A 17,699-nucleotide genomic window follows, 5' to 3' on the forward strand; every position below is an offset into this window, starting at 1 on the left:
AGATTTGCATTAAAATATTTCTGAAACTGATACAAGAATTTCAATTTTCCTGAATGACGCACCGTTAAAATCAGTCTGACAAAAATCAGCCGCTGCGACAAATCAGGTGCGACAATAAAGTTTAAGCTATTGTTTATATTTAAATAAAAAAAATTCAATAAATATAAAATCGAAAAATATTGCTCGATTTTTCGGGAAACGATTTCCTTAGTGGGAGTCTTAGTAAATTTATACATTTTTTTATGAGAACAAAGGTAACTTAGGTAACATCCGTGCCATTAGTGTGTTTTAGATGTTCCCCTTTAAAAGCTACAATATTATTAGGGTAACATTTTAAATCACATTAAAATGTTACCCAGATTTCTTAGTCGATCCGTTAAGGTAACAGGCTATAACTGTTCATTTTCAATACTGTTACCCAAGTTACCTATGTTACTTTCTGATTCAGGAGGATTCCAATTCAAGATTGATGCTTTAATGACATACATTTTCGTTGTTTTATCATTAATATTTGGCAATCTAATAGTTTTGAGATGCTTCTTACCAGAATCACATATTAAAAAGTTATACTCAGACAAGAGCTCTAATACTCTTCGGGTGATTAAACCTTTACAGAACTTATTATCAAAATCTTCAGGCAGGATGCAGAAGACTTTTTCACCATCGTGTATTTTATGATAACCAAGCTTATTCGAAACACGTTCATTCTTGGTATGAGCACTATCGACTTTTTCAAACCCTACACTCTCACTAAGCATCAATTTAAGACGTGTAAATATTTCTTTGATTTCAGTCCTACTGTCATATTCAAAATGGTATAGCCAGCGATCAAATACTTCTAGCACAGCATTAAGTGCTGTGCCTTCTTTCCAACCTGTAATTCCTGCAATGGTTGCCGCTTCTCCAGCTGCAGCAACAAGAGCAAAGTTATTTGCCACGCGTTGAATATGGCCTTTTTTTGATTTGTTAGTGAATAAAGGTCTATGTATCTCTAAGAAGTCATTTAATTCTTTGAATCTCTCTAAGTGTTCAGTCGTTAAATACTCTAACCACGCATCACCTGCAACACCGTAGTTTTGAGTAATGCGTTTTTTTAAATCAACCGCTTGCTTAGTAGCATCTTCAGCGAAGTCTATTGTTGAAAAAATCCCATAATGCGAACAATCAATATCGATTTCCGCCAAACGAATCTCTTGTCCCAATTTCACCTCTTGCCCTTGTTCTCTCATTATTTCTTTTAGGCTTTTTTCACCACTTGATAAGAATATTAGATTCCATATACGCGAAGATTCAGTTGTTAATTTCTTATTCATACGTGATTTCCCCGCACCATTGGCAAGCATATAGATGATATCGCCTAATTCTTTTGCATCCGCAATCTCACCTATTTCATCCAATGCTAAAAGGCCATCATTGTGCATATAAGCTGTATGCTCTAATGCATTACCAGTAGATTTCCATGAACAATTAAAGTCATTAGGATTTCCCCATACTGAGCATGCCAAGTTGAGCGCTGTACTTTTTCCTTTTGAGGACGCACCTTTAAAATGGAATCCAAATCCTTTTTGGTTCAGTGGGGCTATAACCTGACCTGAAAATGCGGTACATAATGCAAAAACTAAGTAACTATGCGGTTCAATGCATCTAGACACTTGCTCCCGCCATTGATCAAGTGTTCCCTTAGACTTATACCTATTGTCTAATCCAACTGTCGCTTGATATACAATGAGATCTTGAGAAACACCAAAAGTTTTATGAGGTAAGACATAACATTCATCATTCCAACCCACTCGATTTACACATAGTGCATATCTTTCAGTTTGGTAATTTCCAAGATAGCATTGAAATAATTCACGCCCTCTCTTATCAGTCGCGATACTTACGCCTTTATTGGCTAAAAGTTTACGCAAATCAGCTCCATCGGTTTGGAATAATTCTTTCGAGAAAGCCTGTGAATGGTTGACATGATTTAGATCATGCCAATCAAGTAATATCCCCCAATTATTACTTGACGTATCACGGGTATGCGCTTTAACGAGAATTGGACTGCAAATGTATTTATAATTATCATCTTTATTATTATTATCTAAAAAAAACACACCGTCTTTCCTGATATAAAATAAACCATTCTCCCATTTCATAGGCTTTGCTATGTGACCTTTAGATAAAATACCCTGATCACTCAGATTGTTAATTGAATTATATAAAAAACACTCCACCTCACCTAAAGAAGCGTATTGTGTCAAATCGCAGTCAAAACCATTTTCGTAAGGAACCAACAATCTGACATCTGTATTTTGCTCTAATTTTGAAAATTTAAACTTATATTCGGGTCTAACGGGTAAATAGAGCTTCTTATATCCCGCTTGAGTTAATTGACCTATTACATTATCAATTTTCTCAATTTCATATTTTTTCAGGTCTCTCACATCGGTATTAAAGCTTTGAGGGATAACTAAAACCACAGTAAAGCTAGTTTGAGAAATTTTAAAAAAAGTTTCAAAACAATATGTTATGACTACAGGCTGATCTTTTTCGAGTTTTCCACTATAAGCAAACCCATTGATATATCCTTCTGGAGACAAATCAATTTGTTTTCCCTTTTGTAATTTTACACATTGCAATAACTCTGAATAAATATTGAAAATCGGTAAAATTATAGGACTATTCTCAGATATCTCAGATGGATCATCAAAGAGATTCAAAATCTGATTTGGACTTCCTATTTGTTGGATCACTTCCAATTTTCCATACAAAGGATCCGTCATTTCTAATTTAGTGCAACGTGAAAGAATGTCATGCGGATCAATGGTGGAAAATTTTTGATTGTAGAACTCTTTCATTTGCATAACTCCTCAATATCAATAAAACGCCAGCGAAGACGATTACCAATTTTGATCGGTTGTATGGGACCACTCCCATCCATTGCCCACTTACGCAACGTTTGTGGACGTAAACAAAGCAGCCTTGCTGCCTCATTCGTTGAAACCAATAAAAGGTTTTTCTGAGATGTATTTTTCAACATAGCGCATTTCCAATATATTCTTGTCAACCACAATGACTGACTGAATTTATTCTTCAATGGAAACAAATATAGAGTAAAACACAGCTTTTCATTATTTTTATACTACTATTATTTCATTAATTTCAATTACATAATTATTTTTATACTAGTTTAGTTTTTTATACTAGTTTATTTATAGCACCCATCTTTCTGACTTCATCCCAACGGTTTTTAAAAGTGATCCTATTAGATTCGAAGTATTTATGATAATCACTTGAATCTAATTTCTCAAAAACTGCATTTTTCAATCCCTTACTACCTCTTCCTTCTTTATTAAGAATTTCTATTTCATCTTGACTGAAACTTGATAGGATTAATTGAATAATCCTTCTAGCCTCTGCGACCTGCTCTTTCTTATTTGAAATCGATAAATCTCTCTCAACTAAATTCAAGTCCCTAGCTAACTTATTCAAATGACGATATTGAATAAAATAAAGACTCATATGAGTCATAAGTAAATTCCATTCTGATAAGAACGATATTTTCTTATAATCATATTTATCAATATCATTCAAAAACTCATCGCTATCGATTTCTCCGAGAGTTTCAAAAGCTATCTTGAATGAACTTTTAGGCCGTTTTAGCTCACTTCTAATTTTTATCAATATTGTGATATACATTTTTGTTAGATCTTTTTCTTTTATTGAATTCAAGCCTTCTAATTCATTAATATGAAGCATATGAGATGCAATTAAACAAATTGCCTCCTGAAGTGAGTAAAGTACTTGCCTTTTTCCTCGAATTTCCAAAATTTTTCTTTTATGTGATTCTAAAATCTGACCAGATTGATGTATTGAATCAAGTAATTCATTAAACATAATAATTAGTATCCTGCTACCTATTTGCTACCTATTATTTTTTTATTAAAAAACCCCTTAGGATAAAAACTCCTAAGGGGTTGATTTATTTGGTGGGCCCACACAGACTTGAACTGTGGACCAACGGATTATGAGTTCTACAACCTACACAATGACACACAAGAAAAAAATCAAATATATTTTTATATACAATAAGATACGAAACCGTATTTTTCAACCATTGGCCTTTAAAGTTGATTATAGTATCTTAAATATGCTTACTAATTGCTTATTTTTTTGGTATCTATATGAATTTTACAAAACCAGCAATTGAAAAACTAGAATGCCGATCTGACTCAAAGCCTTCTTTCTATTGGGATAGCTCTACCAGTGGTTTTGGGGTAAAAGTAACCCCAAACAATAAAAAGACATATATCTTTCAGGGACGTGTAGGGTCTACAACACGACGTATAACTATTGGGAATATTAAAGATTGGCGACTAACTGAAGCTCGTGAAAAAGCTAAAGAGCTTGCTGTAATGTGTACGCAAGGGATCGACCCCAAAGTTGAAAAAAATAAACGCATTCAATCAGACCAAGAATATCTTAAGACTGAAAAACGAAAAGAAACTTTATTCAAAGAAGCTTGGAATATTTATCTTGAAGAAAATAAAGAAAGATGGAGAGAACGCACCTACCTCGATCATTTATTACTATCAAAAGGTGGATTTGATGAAATCAAAAAATTTCACTATAAACCTCAGCCTATTTTTGAATTATTAGAAAAAAGGTTATCAGATCTTGATAACAACTTTTTTTCTGAATGGCTTCAGAATAATAATTACCGAGAAACTACAGCTAGTAAAGCTTTCCGTCTCGTTAGAGCCTTTTTAAATTGGTGTGAAGAAGATGATAGATTCCAAGGAATAGCACCTACAAATGCAATTAAATCTAAAAAAGTAAGATCCAAAGTAAAGCCAGTTCAAGCAAGAAAAGATTGCCTCCTAAGAGAACAGTTAGACATATGGTTCTCTACCGTTCTCAATTCTCAAAATAAGGCCTTGGCTACATTTTATATTTGTTGTCTATTAACTGGGGCCAGAAAAGATGAGTTTCTATCACTTACATGGGAAGACTTAGATTTTAGGTGGAAAACGATCCATCTGAAGGATAAAGTTGAAGATAATGGGCGTATTATACCTATGACCAAATACGTAGAAAAATTACTACGTGACTTAAAAAAAACCAGCGATTCATCTTATATATTTAGCAGTAATACCTCTGCGACGGGATACATCGTTAATCCTTACAAAGAGTTTAAGAAAATCTGTAATGAAATAGATATTCAGCTAACAATACATGGTCTTAGACGTTCATTTAAATCATTGGCAGAATGGGTAGATATTCCTGTAGGTGTCACTGCACAAATATCTGGACATAAACCAAGTGCTTTAGCTGAAAAGCACTATACCGTTCGCCCCATGGATATGTTGCGAGGGCATCTACAGAAGTATGAAAACTGGGTATTAGAACAAGCTAAAATTAGTTTTTAAAAATTAAACTCCATTCTCTCAGAGGAAGAAAATCTTGCATTTCTATATTCTTCGATTCATAGCAATTTCGCTATGCACGCGAAGGATAATACTTCATGCACATTCAATACAACCGCCCACCATCATCCCATCCTGGCCCTGGTGGCAATTGGCCAAGTACAACAGGTCGCCCATCAGGTGGTGGTCGTGGTAATGCCAAATAATCATTAAGGGGAGCAATCCCCTTAATCCAGGATTACCGATGAAAAAGTACAGTAATGACAAAGAGCTGAACAAATTTATTCGGCAACTTATTAAGGATGGTGTCGCATCTTTTAGACCTGGTAAAAAACATGATTTTTTGCTTGTAAACCAAATACAGAAGATTACGATACCAGGTACACCTAGTGACCGAAAAGCCTATTTAAACTTTAAGACAGATATACGCAGAGCTTTACAATGCCAAAGAATACCTTTCCAACAACTATAGAAATTGTTCGTGATTTATTTAGTCACATGGATACCAAGAGCCAACTCTCGGAGACAGACTCTAAACACTTAGATGGTTCATCAAACAAACTATTCACTTCACACTATGATGTAGACTTATTTTTGGAGCAGTTGTGCCCAAAAGAGTTTTCAGAACGTACAAATTTGCAATTTATAACATTGCTTAAACGCAATGTGTTAGAGCGTTATAATGCAATGCTATTACATGCTCGCTTAACTGCCTTGATGAATGTTGATTCTATCCGAAATTCACTATGGTCGAATTACTTAGTTCCATCTCTTCATCAACTCATAAGCTTTTGTATTACACAAATGGGGATCACTAAGCACTGGAAAGGAGAAAACTTTATTCAAGAAAGCTTAAGCTATCTAAAAAATAATGATGAAAACTTTGCTAATTTTTGGAAAAGTGATGATTTAAATCCTGATGAGAAAAATTACATCAGCAAATTTGGTCGTCCAGATGCCTTACCTACGCCGTCGACCTTAAAACGCCTATTTTTGACCAATACGGAATCATCGCAGACGCATTATGAATTGTTGTGTTTTGCACGCTTGCTACAAGCCTTAAAAATTAAATATGGGTTCTCATTGCAACATGGAAACTTTATTCAGTTTTTAGCGGAACAACATAATCAAAAATTGAAATCACACCGTATTTCGGAACACGATATACAAGCATTGACATTTAGAGCCATGGCTATTGCCAATGCACAAACACATTTTCCTTTTCTGATGGAGATCCCATTTTCATATCAGAAGTTAACTCAGGTGTTTTTTGATAGCACGCACGTCAAACGTATTGATCAAACTGATACTCGTTTAGCATCAATGGTATATAGCTCAACAGGTGAAACAACGTTTCAACTAAATATATTGATGATAAACCAAATCGAAAAGTACCTTACCGAGCACCAAGAAGTAGCTCACTTACTGCCATATATTCATTGGGCTAAAGCGATTAATTTGGTATATCAATATCAATTTAAGGAAGCACTCGCTGAATATGAACTATGCTTGGATGGTTTATTATATCGTGATATGCGTTATTTAGAAGTACTACTAAATGAGATGCTTTGCACTGCTTCACTCGTGGAGAGCCAAAACAAACTCATTGGAAAGATTTCAAATTTAGCGATCCAATTTGACCTCAAAGTTGGAATATTTGATCCAATTGAGCGCCCTGACCGTTTCAAAACAGAATTTGTATTTAAAGAATGGGAAAAAGAAGCAACCCTAGTTGGCTTCTTTAAATATTTTACTGCCGATACTTTTAGCGACAAAGGTACCGAAATTAAGAAATTAATTCCTAAAATCGGCAACCTTACAGTTCCCATGGATATTAGCCCTGACTTTAAAAAAGTGAATGCAAGCATTTACATTGATATTGAACAAAGACGTAAATGGCCTCAACTTCACTACTTTGTCGCTATCGGAGATTTTTCTACGGCTAGAAAGCTCATTGAAGCTGGTGCAAACATAAATGCATTAACTTCAAATAAAGAAAGTATTGTACTTTTGGCATTGAACCACATTGCCGCTAAATCCGATGGAACGTACGCATTCATCCAATATGTATTCGAATGTGGTTTTGATAAAGAACTTTTAAATGAGCGTACAGCGAAAAAGCAGACTTGCCCTTTAAACCACGCTATTGAGGAAAATCTACCAAAACTTGCAAAATTGTTATTAGAGAATGAGGCTAATCCTAATGTTACAGGTCTCTATGGTATTTCCATGCTTTACCAGAATTTAGGTGTGATCGGCCTATTGAATGGTCATAAAGTTGAGCAAGCAAATGATAAATATCTTGCAGATTCGATTAGACGTCATTCTAACGGTGGTAGCGATATTGAAAGTTATAAGCAACTCCAGAGCCTACCAAGCCATGAGCCTAGAAAGGTATTATTTGAGGAGGTGAAGCGAATCTCTCTTGGAGACAAGAAGGTTTGCGATGCCTACGAGATTTTCGAGTTACTTTTACAATATGGTGCCGATCCAAATCAAAATACAGCTCAGTATCCAATAAAAGGCTATACACCCTTCATGCTAGCTGTTGAAAAAGATAATGCTTATGCTGTCGATCTTATGCTCAAGCATGGGGCTCAATTGGAACAAAGCTATGTAAAAGCAGATGAAGGACGTCGTGTGTTTTTACAGGAAATAGCTGAGTATTCTAAAGCTAATCAAGTTAAAACATTAATTGGAATTTGTTAAAATAAGTCTCCCCCCTTTAGCTTAAACTTAAGGGGGCATTTAGTAAAAAAACTATCATTTTTTACTATCCTTATAAAACATTCTCACATCACACAATCAACTAATTAAAGTTTACTTTTTCAATTTATTGATCTCTCTACTAAAAGTTGATCCAGGTAATCTTAGAAAATGATCAACCTGAAAATACATATCCTCTAACCATTTTAAATTTTCATCTGGTTTGTCATGTCTATATTTCCTAACCATAGTTTGAAAAATTTGCTGTGCTAAGCGTTCATTTTTATTTTTATCTAAATTTTCCATAGTTTTTAAGACTATTTCTAAATAATAAGTTTTTTGGCGTGTATCTATATTATTAGATTGAAGGATTTTTCTTGTTAAACAACCTAAACAATAACTTGCCTCTTCTACTGCTAATATACTCTTATCGCTATCATATAAATAATTTGAAGCAATAACCCAATCAGAACAATTAGACACTATATTGTAGACTAGGTAATCAAATTTTAATGGGAACTCTTGCCAAACTTCTGAATTTTGACTTCTGTCAATATTTAGCAAAATCTCGTCAAGAAAATATTCATAATACATCAACCACATGTGATCATCTATTTTGTTGTATATAGCACTTTTAACCATTACATCAAAAAATTGCAACCCTACAAAGATTGGACATTCCCATGGCTCATCTGTGTAACTGAAAGATTCACAATAATTATTATAAAAATTATCTTTCCCTTTTTGGTCTTTTATAAAAGCACATATATAATCTCCTATAGGTTTCCAAATATTAGCTTTTACAGCATTTTTAGGATTAGAGAAATAATAATCCAATATAACATTTTCTGGCTCTATACGATAACCAGTTGAATACATGAAATGTTGATTATCCTTGAGTTCTCGATATAGTTGACTATTTTCTTTAGCGATAAGATTCTTAAAAAAGTTATCTGTAAACTCATCGATGCGCAACAAAATTGGGCTAGAAGTTAATTTAAGTGGAATTTGAGGATGTATTTCTACTAAATAAATCATGAATCCTGATGATTTAACTATTTTCTCGATCGATTTATAAACTATAGGTTTATAGCCAATTTCTCTAGGTAGAACCGACAAGACCTTTTTTAATAAGTAAAATTTTATTTTACGACACTTTCCAATTTTAATTGGAGGAAATTTAAGCATCTCATCAATACTTGGCATTGATTTTTCTTGAATATAGTTATAAAAATTTTCGTATATTGTTACCTTATTAATAATCTTGATAAATTGGTCTAAATATTTTTCAATCAAATAGCTTAAGATATGATATTTTCTTTCTCTCAATAAACGAGACGACAATTCACTCCATTTTCTATATTGGCTTTTAGGCAATCTTTTTCCAAAAATTTTATAACTAAAACCTACTATCATTAAAATAACAAATGTTAATACAGTAGTTTTCTCATCAAAACCCCATAAATATGTAAACGGTTTAAATCCGAAAACAGTAATTATAATGCTTGAGTAGATTAAAACTAACGCCATTAAAATTAAAAACAAAAAATATAACCAAAAAAAAAATAGAGGCTCTAATAAAAAAATCTTGTCTTTTTTCTTCAGACATCAATGTAATTATCGCCACAAAAATCCCTAATACTGTAAATAATCCACTAGCATCCATATTTAAAATCTTAAAATTAAATCAATAAACTTAAAAAAAATTAATTTGCATATAAAATGATTCAGAACCAGCCCAAATTATATGATTTTTAGGTCAACTTCATATTCGTAATCAACCCGAATCGCGGATAAGAAATTGACTTGAAAAATAGAAGGACTAGAGCCATCAGTTGAGTTACCACACCAAACTCACAACCCTAGTCCTAATGTTCAATAGTACCGAATTGTTCTGCTTAATTGATGACTTTTTTCTACAATTTGAAGCAACTTATTGGAAATTCCTCAAGCAAGATGGCCAACTTTCAAGAATCCGAGTTGCTCAACTCAGTCTTTCAGAAATTATCTTTATTGCTATTTGGTATAAATCCTCTCATTTCACTAATTTCAAAGCCTTTTTCACTTGGTTAAAAGAAGATAAAAGCTATTTATTTAAGTACTTGCCTTGCTATCAAAGGATGATTCATCTGATCAATATGCACCAATTGGCTCTACACGCTTTGCATGTGGCGCTGATGAAAGGTCAAGAAACACAATATTTATGGATTGACTCAACGACTCTGCCAGTTTGTAAAAATCAACGTATTCAACGCCATAAATCATTAGTCCAAATTGCATCACGTGGTAGGAGCTCAATGGGCTGGTTCTATGGCTGTAAATTACATATTGCGATGAATCAATTTGGTGAAATTACCTGTTCTGCTTTATCGAATGGACATGTTGCTGACATAAAAATGGTTGAGCAATTAGTTGATGGCCTAAAAGGAAAACTTTACGGGGATCGAGGCTACATCAGCCAAGAATTAAAGCGCAGGCTGCAAGTTGAAGGTATTGATTTAATTACTTATCATCGGAGGAATATGGAATCTTTTCAACTCAGTGCACCAGATGAATATCACCTAAGGCAACGCAATAAGATAGAAACATTATTCAGCTTATTGAAAGGGCAATATCATTTAGTGACGAGTAAAGCACGTAGTACTTATGGATTTCTCAGCGGAATTTATGCTTCGTTATGTGCATATCAATTAACCCATCGAAACAAGCCAACGATTCAAATTATGGAATCATCGGCTTAAGCAGGATTCGGGTTAATCAATATAATTAACTCACCCACTTATCATCATTCATAGCTAAATTTTTAACTAGCTCAAAAACTGTTGAAACTTTTTCCTGAAATTGTGTCACGTCATAACTTACAGGCAGGTCTTTATCCAATACTTTTTCAATTTCATCTTTCACTAATGCTTGGGTCTGCCCATCTTTCCACCAGTCTTGAACCAAAACTTTTGGTGTTGTATTGATAAGTGATGTGATCAAGTCTTTCGCTGCTAACTTGACCTGCTGTTGCTCATCTTTTGTGAGTTTGTCTTTTAAGAGTAGGTCATAGATTTCTAACTCATCTTCAGTTAAACCTTCTCTGATATGACGTTGGTCTTCTTCCTGCAACCCTTTTGTGAACTTTTGAATTTCTTCAAACAGTTGTTCAGTCGCCGTAGCACCAGAGTTATAACGATCAATCATTTGCTGATAGCGCTCGGCAAAATTAATACGTCCACCATTTTGCTTCAGCATTTGAATGATTTTCTTTTCAAGAAAAGCTCGCATATCCGCAATAGCAATGTTCTTGTGCTTGGTTTCTTTAAACTGTTCTTTCAGTTTGTCAAAATCAACTGTGCTTAAATCCCATTTTTGACCATGGATCAAACTATAGCTTTGCTTAAAATCCTTAACCGACTTCGCTGTATCTGCATCTATAATCACACTTCGATCTAAGAGATCCACAACTGCTACACCTGTTGTTTCAAGATCTTGCTGTTCAATGGTGGCTTCAATAAATCCATGTAAAAATTGAATTACAGATACTATCGGGCGAGGCTTAGCTAAGATATTAGGCTTACATGCCTCATATAAGGCAGCAACGGTATTAAAGTGAACATTGAATGTTTTTCGATATTCATCTTTTTCTAGTAACCGATCGGCATATTCACCAAATAAAGTATTCTCTTTAAACGTACCGCCATTCTTATTACGAGTTTCTAAGATTTTGTTTAGATTAATATCCTTAGACTCACAATATTCTAGGGTCTTCGTAATCGCTTCATCCAGCATATCGAAAAGTACGGTTTTATCCTGGACGGGCGCATCTATTTCTCCATCTTCACCAGTGCCTTGGCCGTAATCTTTTAAAGCTGTTTTTAGATTCCTAAATACGTTGTAGTAATCAATAACTTCACCATTTCTTTTCTCTACAAGCTCGCCGTCGGTATTCTGAATACGATATGACGTTACTCGGTTGGCACGAGCAATGGTTTGCATCAAGGTATGACCTTTCATTGGCTTGTCTAAGTACAGCGTAGATACCGTTGGCGCATCAAAACCTGTCAGCCACATTGCACAGACGAAAACAAGTTGTAGCGGATGCGCTGGATCTTTAAAGTTATCCTCAATATCAGCCCCATTCGTATCAACTTTACTCAGGCGGTCAATATGTGTCTGAATATCTAGACCTTGTTTATCAAAGCGTTCTTTTTCTGCACTCGGATCACTAATGACCACCGCCATTTGCACCGTGCTCATATACTTTTGGCGTTGCTTTAAACGATGTTTTTCAACATCATTTTTAGAGTTATGAATACGTGTTTGTAAATGTTTAAGCTCTTCTTTCCAAAGTTTTGAAACTTTTTCATACATTCGTACAGCCGTAAACTGATCTACGGCGACCATCATGCCCTTACCCAAATATCCACGGCGTGGGAAATGGTAGACAATATCTTGGGCAATACGATCTAGACGATCATCTCGTTTAATAACTTCAAGTTCCGTAGAATACTTCCGCTCAAGCTTTTCTTTTTGTGCTTCGTTTAACTCTTCGTCTTCTAAAATTTCAGCAAGCTCTTCATTCAGATCATCATTTTGAAGTAATACTTCTGGAACTCGTTTTTCATAGAACAGTGGCAGCGTTGCTTTATCTTCAATTGCCTGTTGGAAGGTATATTCCGAAACATACTCACCAAACCATTGCTTGGTCTTTTTCTGTTTAAGGATCGGTGTACCCGTAAAAGCAAGAAAATGTGCGCCGTCTAAACCTTTACGCATGTTCTCGGCAAGAGATTCATATTGTGTACGATGCGCTTCATCGACAATGACAATCACTTCACGCTCAGCAGGATTGAATAGCTGTGGATACTCTTGACCTTTCTCGTATCTGAACTTTTGAATTAGGGTAAATACAATTTTGGTATTTTGACTGAGTAAGGTGCGAAGATGGGTACTGTTTTTCGGTTGTGCTGCTTCTTTTTCTAAAACTGCTTTGGTCTGTATAAAGTTTTTATAAATCTGTGAATCCAAGTCTTCACGATCCGTAATCACCACAAAGCTAAAATTACCTGTGACTTTACGATAAATCTTTCTGACATAAAAAATCATCGAGAAACTTTTACCAGAGCCTTGAGTATGCCAAAACACACCCAGACGACCTTGTAACTCATCACGCTTTAAAAAGTTTTGAAAGGCATGATTAACCCCCAAGAACTGATGGTTCTGAGCGATAATTTTATGTTTTTCATTTTGGAATAAAATAAAGTTTTCAATATAGTCTAATAGTCGCTCAGGACGGCAAAGACCACGTAGCAAGTATTCAATACTTGTGCCTTGTTCCTCAATTTCTTCTTTGTTGACCTTTTCTTTTTCTTGATCTACACGCAACCAGTTAAAGAAATGCTCCCACTCAGCGGTAAAACTTCCGAGCTTGGTATCTGTGGCATTGGATAGCACACAAAATGCGTTGGTTAAGAACAATTGTGGAATATCATTTTTATAATTTTTTAAGTTGTCATCAAAGGCATTCTTGAGCTTTACATTGGAGTTTTTCAGCTCAATAAATACGAGTGGTAAACCATTGACATACAGAATGAGATCAGGACGGCGATAAGCACAATGTGGTGTGCGTCCTGTAGATTGAATCCATAACTGAGACACCACCAAGAACTCGTTATTTTCAGGATTTTCAAAATCAATAAGTTTTAAAGAGACATTTTCATGTTTCTCGCCGTGGATATCTTCATAAGTAATTGATGCACCATCACGGATATCTGCATAGAGACTCATATTGGCTTTAATCGCTGACATGGAGCCACGGCGATCCATCAATCTAGAGACAGCTGTTTCAATGACATCTAAAGGGACTTGGGGATTCAATTGCACGCATTTGGCAATCACACGATCTTTTAAGATGACATCTTTTTTGTCTGTACGACCTGAACCATCATTTAGGTCACTTGAATCTGTGGTATAGCAATTGAGATGCTGATACTCAAATTCATTGCTTAAAACTGCAATGGTTGCTTGTTCAATGTCATCTTCACTGATGAAGTTACGTGTTACTTTTGCCACAATTTATCCCCTATATCCCTCTAAATATGTCTATATTTTTTTATAACTTACTATTCTTGCATTGATGGTGGAAAATGAATATCTAAGTCTTCCACTGATAGTTTTCCTGAAATTAATCTAGGCAGAAGACTACCTTTTTGCTCTTCCAACATTTGATTCATCTGAGATAATTTTTTAATCATTTCAAATTTTGAAGAAACCAAATTAAAATATTTCTCAATAAGTTCATCTGTGGGTTTAATTATTTCTAAATTGCTGAATTTACCCTTACTTAAATTAGTCATTGTCGCCCCAGTAGCACCATAAAGCTCTATCTGCGGTTTTAAATATTTGATCGAATAATAAGCCCAATATAAGAACTTCTTATTTGCTACGGATAAAGAATTAATTTGCTGATTAGTGCAACCTTTCTTGGTAGAAATAGCTGTAACACCACCACTACCAATACACGTAACCATAATTTCATTCGCTTCAATAATCTGAGACTTTTGTGAGTTTAGCCCTTGCTCAGTTAAAGTTTCAGCGGTCTCAAAAACGAATACTTTGTCGTGCATATCTGGTGTTTTATAGAATGGATACTCACCCCCATAAAATTCACTATTATAAGTTGATGGTGTTTTACCTGTACGTATTTTTCCTAAAGATTCTAAAGTAGTGTATGACCAATCTCTAGGAACTCCTTTCTCAAACTCTGTATTTTCATAATTAGGAAAACGAAAACGTACAAACCATTCTTTATATAGCTCTTCAGCCATATTTTCTAAAATTTGGATACGCTTTTTATTGTTTTCAATAAGGTCATCGTAAGCTGAAAGAACAGCGGCGATTTTCTTTTGTTCTGAAATTGGCGGAAATGGTATTGATATCTTCTCAGCATCTGGAACACGAATATGCTCAACCGTTGATCCTGAGCCAAGTGCTTTAAGCTGACCTTGAATAGGTCCACCTAATAAAGAATAGTATAAAAACCGTTGATTTAAATTAATCCCATTCGCACGGTAAATCATTGTCCGTTGACCTAGAAAAAATTTATGATTAGTTCTAATTAGACCAACATCCCCCAATGGAGCTTCTCGGGTTAATACGATATCTCCTTTTTTTGGTGTTAATCTCCTATTCCACTTAAGGAAGACGTCTTCTTCAACGCAACGCATACCATCTAATATAATTCGACCATTTTTGACGTTAGTTGTTCGAATCATTTTAAATTCAGTATCATAATCTACAATTGGAGCCGTCTTATTCACACAATCAACAATAGCATTACAAATTTCATTTGCAGGTTTAATCTGCCAGTGCTTAGGAAACATCAAACGCCTCCTTCTGATAAGAGCTGTTTAAGATTTAAAGATATGATCTTCTCTAAATCTGATGCTTCAGAATTCAACATCATTAATTCATCACTTGCCTGACGAAGCTCTTCGAAAAACTCTTCTTCTGTACGCCCGTCTTCCTCGATTACAACACCTACATAACGCCCAGCATTTAAAGAGTAATCTTGCTCTCTGACCTCTTCAGGTGTTGCCAACTTACAAAGACCCGTCACGTCTTCATATTCAGCATTTGGGAAACGCTCTTGCAACCATGAAATATGGTTAAAGAAATACTCAGCTTCGCTACGGTCAGCTTTAATATTGGCAAGCAAGGCTTTCACTTCTTTAATATCTGCGGATAAGCCATTTAATTCTTTAAGCTTCGCATCCTTCACTTTAAACAGATCTTTATTGTCATTTGCCTTCGCTTCAGCGGCTTCAGCACGAGTTAATTTAACTAACTCATTATGTGCTTTTTCTTTTTCACGAATCGCCTTATCTAAAACTTTGGCTTCATCAGCAATGGCTTTAAAAAACGGCGTAAAACTTGCTCTTAATGTTTTTTGAGCTTCATTCAGTTGGACCACTAAATCCTTTGTGACTACTTGAGGGAAAGTTTTCACATAAGCTTCAAAGCTTTCTTTAAGTGGTTTAAGCGCGTGCCAATGTGTATTTAGCGTATCAACACTTTGAACAATGGCCGCATCATCTTTTAAAGCTTCTTTGAGCTTGTTAAAACTTGGCTCAACATGAGGAACCGTAGCTTCAAGTTTTGCCATACCTTGTCTAAAGTAATCATCCACCAAACTAATATATTCATGATTACGCCCCTTATGTAGCTTACTAATCATGGCAATATTCAGAATCTGCTCGTCAGTAAAATCACGATGGGCACGGTCAATCTGTCTAAAAATGTTGCGGGCATCAATAAACAAAATCTTGTCATCTGTTTTATTTTTATCGAAGAACCATAAGGTTGCAGGTAACGTTACGGTATAGAACATATTTGATGGCAAAGTGAGCATGCCATAAATCAAATTATTCTCGATCAATGCCTGGCGTACATCAGCCTCAGAATTACGTGCATCTGAAGCTGAGTTAGGCATAACTAACGCTGCACGACCACTATTAGATAGCTTCGCTTGCTCTGCATTCTTCAGTGAAGTGGCAAATAAATTAATCCAAAGGTAGTTGGCATTAGGAACTGTTTCAGCCTTGGCATTATCATCGGCTTTTTTAGTTTTGGTTTTGTTACGAGGTAAACCATAGGTATTAAAACGAGGATCTTTTTCAACAGTCGCTAGTGCCACATCATCCACGTTAAATGGTGGATTCGCCATGATGTAGTCAAACTTTTCAAAGCCCTTAAACGGATCTTCTGCATAAGAGTTTGCTTGTCGAATATCACCTTTTAGACCATTTACAAACAAGTTCATTTTGGCAAGTTTGCCCGTATCAAGCGTCTTTTCTTGACCGTAGACAAATAAGCTATTGTTTGTCTCAGCTTCACCTAGCTTTTTGCTCAGCTCTTTACGGCGCTCTACAAATTGTAAAGACTGAACAAACATACCACCCGAACCACAGGCAGGATCATATACAGAGCCGTTATACGGTTCGATCATTTCAACCATCAATCGAACAACTGAAGTTGGTGTAAAGAATTCACCACCTTTTTGACCTTCAGACAAAGCAAACTTACCTAAGAAGTATTCGTAAATCTTACCAAACACATCCCCTGAAGCATCAGAAGGAATATTTGAAAAACTACGAACCAAAGCTTTTAAAGCCTGTTTACTTTGAGCTAAGCGATTAAATGCCTGATAATCATTTTTAGGCAAGACATCTTTAAAATCTTCTTGACCTTGATGATCTTCAATCACCTGCATCGCTTCTTTGATTTTTGATGCTAAATCTTCACTTTCTGGAAGTTCGAGTAAGTAGTTATAACGAGCATTATCGGGTAAATAGAAACCACAATGTTTAATGGCAATTTCAGCCAGAGTCTTTTCACGGCGTGTCCCTTTAAGTTCATTAAACTCTTTTAAAATCGCTTCTTCAGTAGCGCCGTATTTATTATCAGCAAATTTTAAGAAAATTAGACCAAGTACAGGCGTTGAATACTCATTGGGTTTTAAGTCTGTATTTGCACGCAGGCTATCTGCTGCTGACCAAAGTTGATCTTCTAACTGTTTTAACTCATTAAGGTTCATAA

The 17,699-nt window shown here is 35.1% G+C and carries 9 protein-coding genes; 3 read left to right on the plus strand and 6 right to left on the minus strand.

Annotated features, from left to right (window positions below; translation table 11 throughout):
* Positions 1-389: 389 nt before the first annotated feature.
* Positions 390-2,843: a DUF927 domain-containing protein gene (locus GFH30_RS07985; protein ID WP_153371729.1), complete on the minus strand. Its 2,454-nt coding sequence runs from the start codon at positions 2,841-2,843 to the stop codon at positions 390-392.
* A 340-nt stretch (positions 2,844-3,183) separates the two neighbouring features.
* On the minus strand, positions 3,184-3,882 hold the full coding sequence (locus GFH30_RS07995) for a hypothetical protein (protein WP_153371731.1): 699 nt from the start codon (positions 3,880-3,882) through the stop codon (positions 3,184-3,186).
* A 287-nt stretch (positions 3,883-4,169) separates the two neighbouring features.
* On the opposite strand from GFH30_RS07995, the gene GFH30_RS08000 reads away from it, so the two are divergent.
* Positions 4,170-5,414 carry a tyrosine-type recombinase/integrase gene (locus GFH30_RS08000; protein ID WP_153371732.1) on the plus strand — a complete coding sequence of 415 codons (1,245 nt, stop codon included), beginning with the start codon at positions 4,170-4,172 and terminating at the stop codon, positions 5,412-5,414.
* Between the two features lie 438 nt (positions 5,415-5,852).
* Positions 5,853-8,120 (plus strand): ankyrin repeat domain-containing protein, encoded by a 2,268-nt coding sequence (locus GFH30_RS08005; protein ID WP_153371733.1) that lies wholly within the window; start codon positions 5,853-5,855, stop codon positions 8,118-8,120.
* A gap of 111 nt (positions 8,121-8,231) precedes the next feature.
* Here the strand turns inward: GFH30_RS08005 and GFH30_RS08010 are convergent, their stop codons facing one another.
* Positions 8,232-9,647 (minus strand): hypothetical protein, encoded by a 1,416-nt coding sequence (locus GFH30_RS08010; RefSeq protein WP_227551476.1) that lies wholly within the window; start codon positions 9,645-9,647, stop codon positions 8,232-8,234.
* A 341-nt stretch (positions 9,648-9,988) separates the two neighbouring features.
* Here GFH30_RS08010 and GFH30_RS08015 point away from each other — a divergent pair, with 341 nt between their 5' ends.
* Positions 9,989-10,858, plus strand: a complete 870-nt coding sequence (locus GFH30_RS08015) for an IS982 family transposase (RefSeq protein WP_153371734.1) — start codon at positions 9,989-9,991, stop codon at positions 10,856-10,858.
* Positions 10,859-10,883: 25 nt separating this feature from the next.
* Here GFH30_RS08015 and GFH30_RS08020 read toward each other — a convergent pair whose 3' ends face one another.
* The 3 genes from GFH30_RS08020 to GFH30_RS08030 are packed head-to-tail and all read right to left on the minus strand — an operon-like array spanning position 10,884 to position 17,697.
* Positions 10,884-14,174, minus strand: a complete 3,291-nt coding sequence (locus GFH30_RS08020; RefSeq protein WP_153371735.1) for a type I restriction endonuclease subunit R — start codon at positions 14,172-14,174, stop codon at positions 10,884-10,886.
* Positions 14,175-14,224: 50 nt separating this feature from the next.
* Positions 14,225-15,484 (minus strand): restriction endonuclease subunit S, encoded by a 1,260-nt coding sequence (locus GFH30_RS08025; RefSeq protein ID WP_153371736.1) that lies wholly within the window; start codon positions 15,482-15,484, stop codon positions 14,225-14,227.
* On the minus strand, positions 15,484-17,697 hold the full coding sequence (locus tag GFH30_RS08030; protein WP_153371737.1) for a type I restriction-modification system subunit M: 2,214 nt from the start codon (positions 17,695-17,697) through the stop codon (positions 15,484-15,486). The genes GFH30_RS08025 and GFH30_RS08030 overlap by 1 nt, the downstream gene beginning before the upstream one ends.
* Between the last annotated feature and the right edge of the window lie 2 nt (positions 17,698-17,699).

This window comes from Acinetobacter wanghuae, from assembly GCF_009557235.1.
Classification (GTDB): Bacteria; Pseudomonadota; Gammaproteobacteria; order Pseudomonadales; family Moraxellaceae; genus Acinetobacter; species Acinetobacter wanghuae.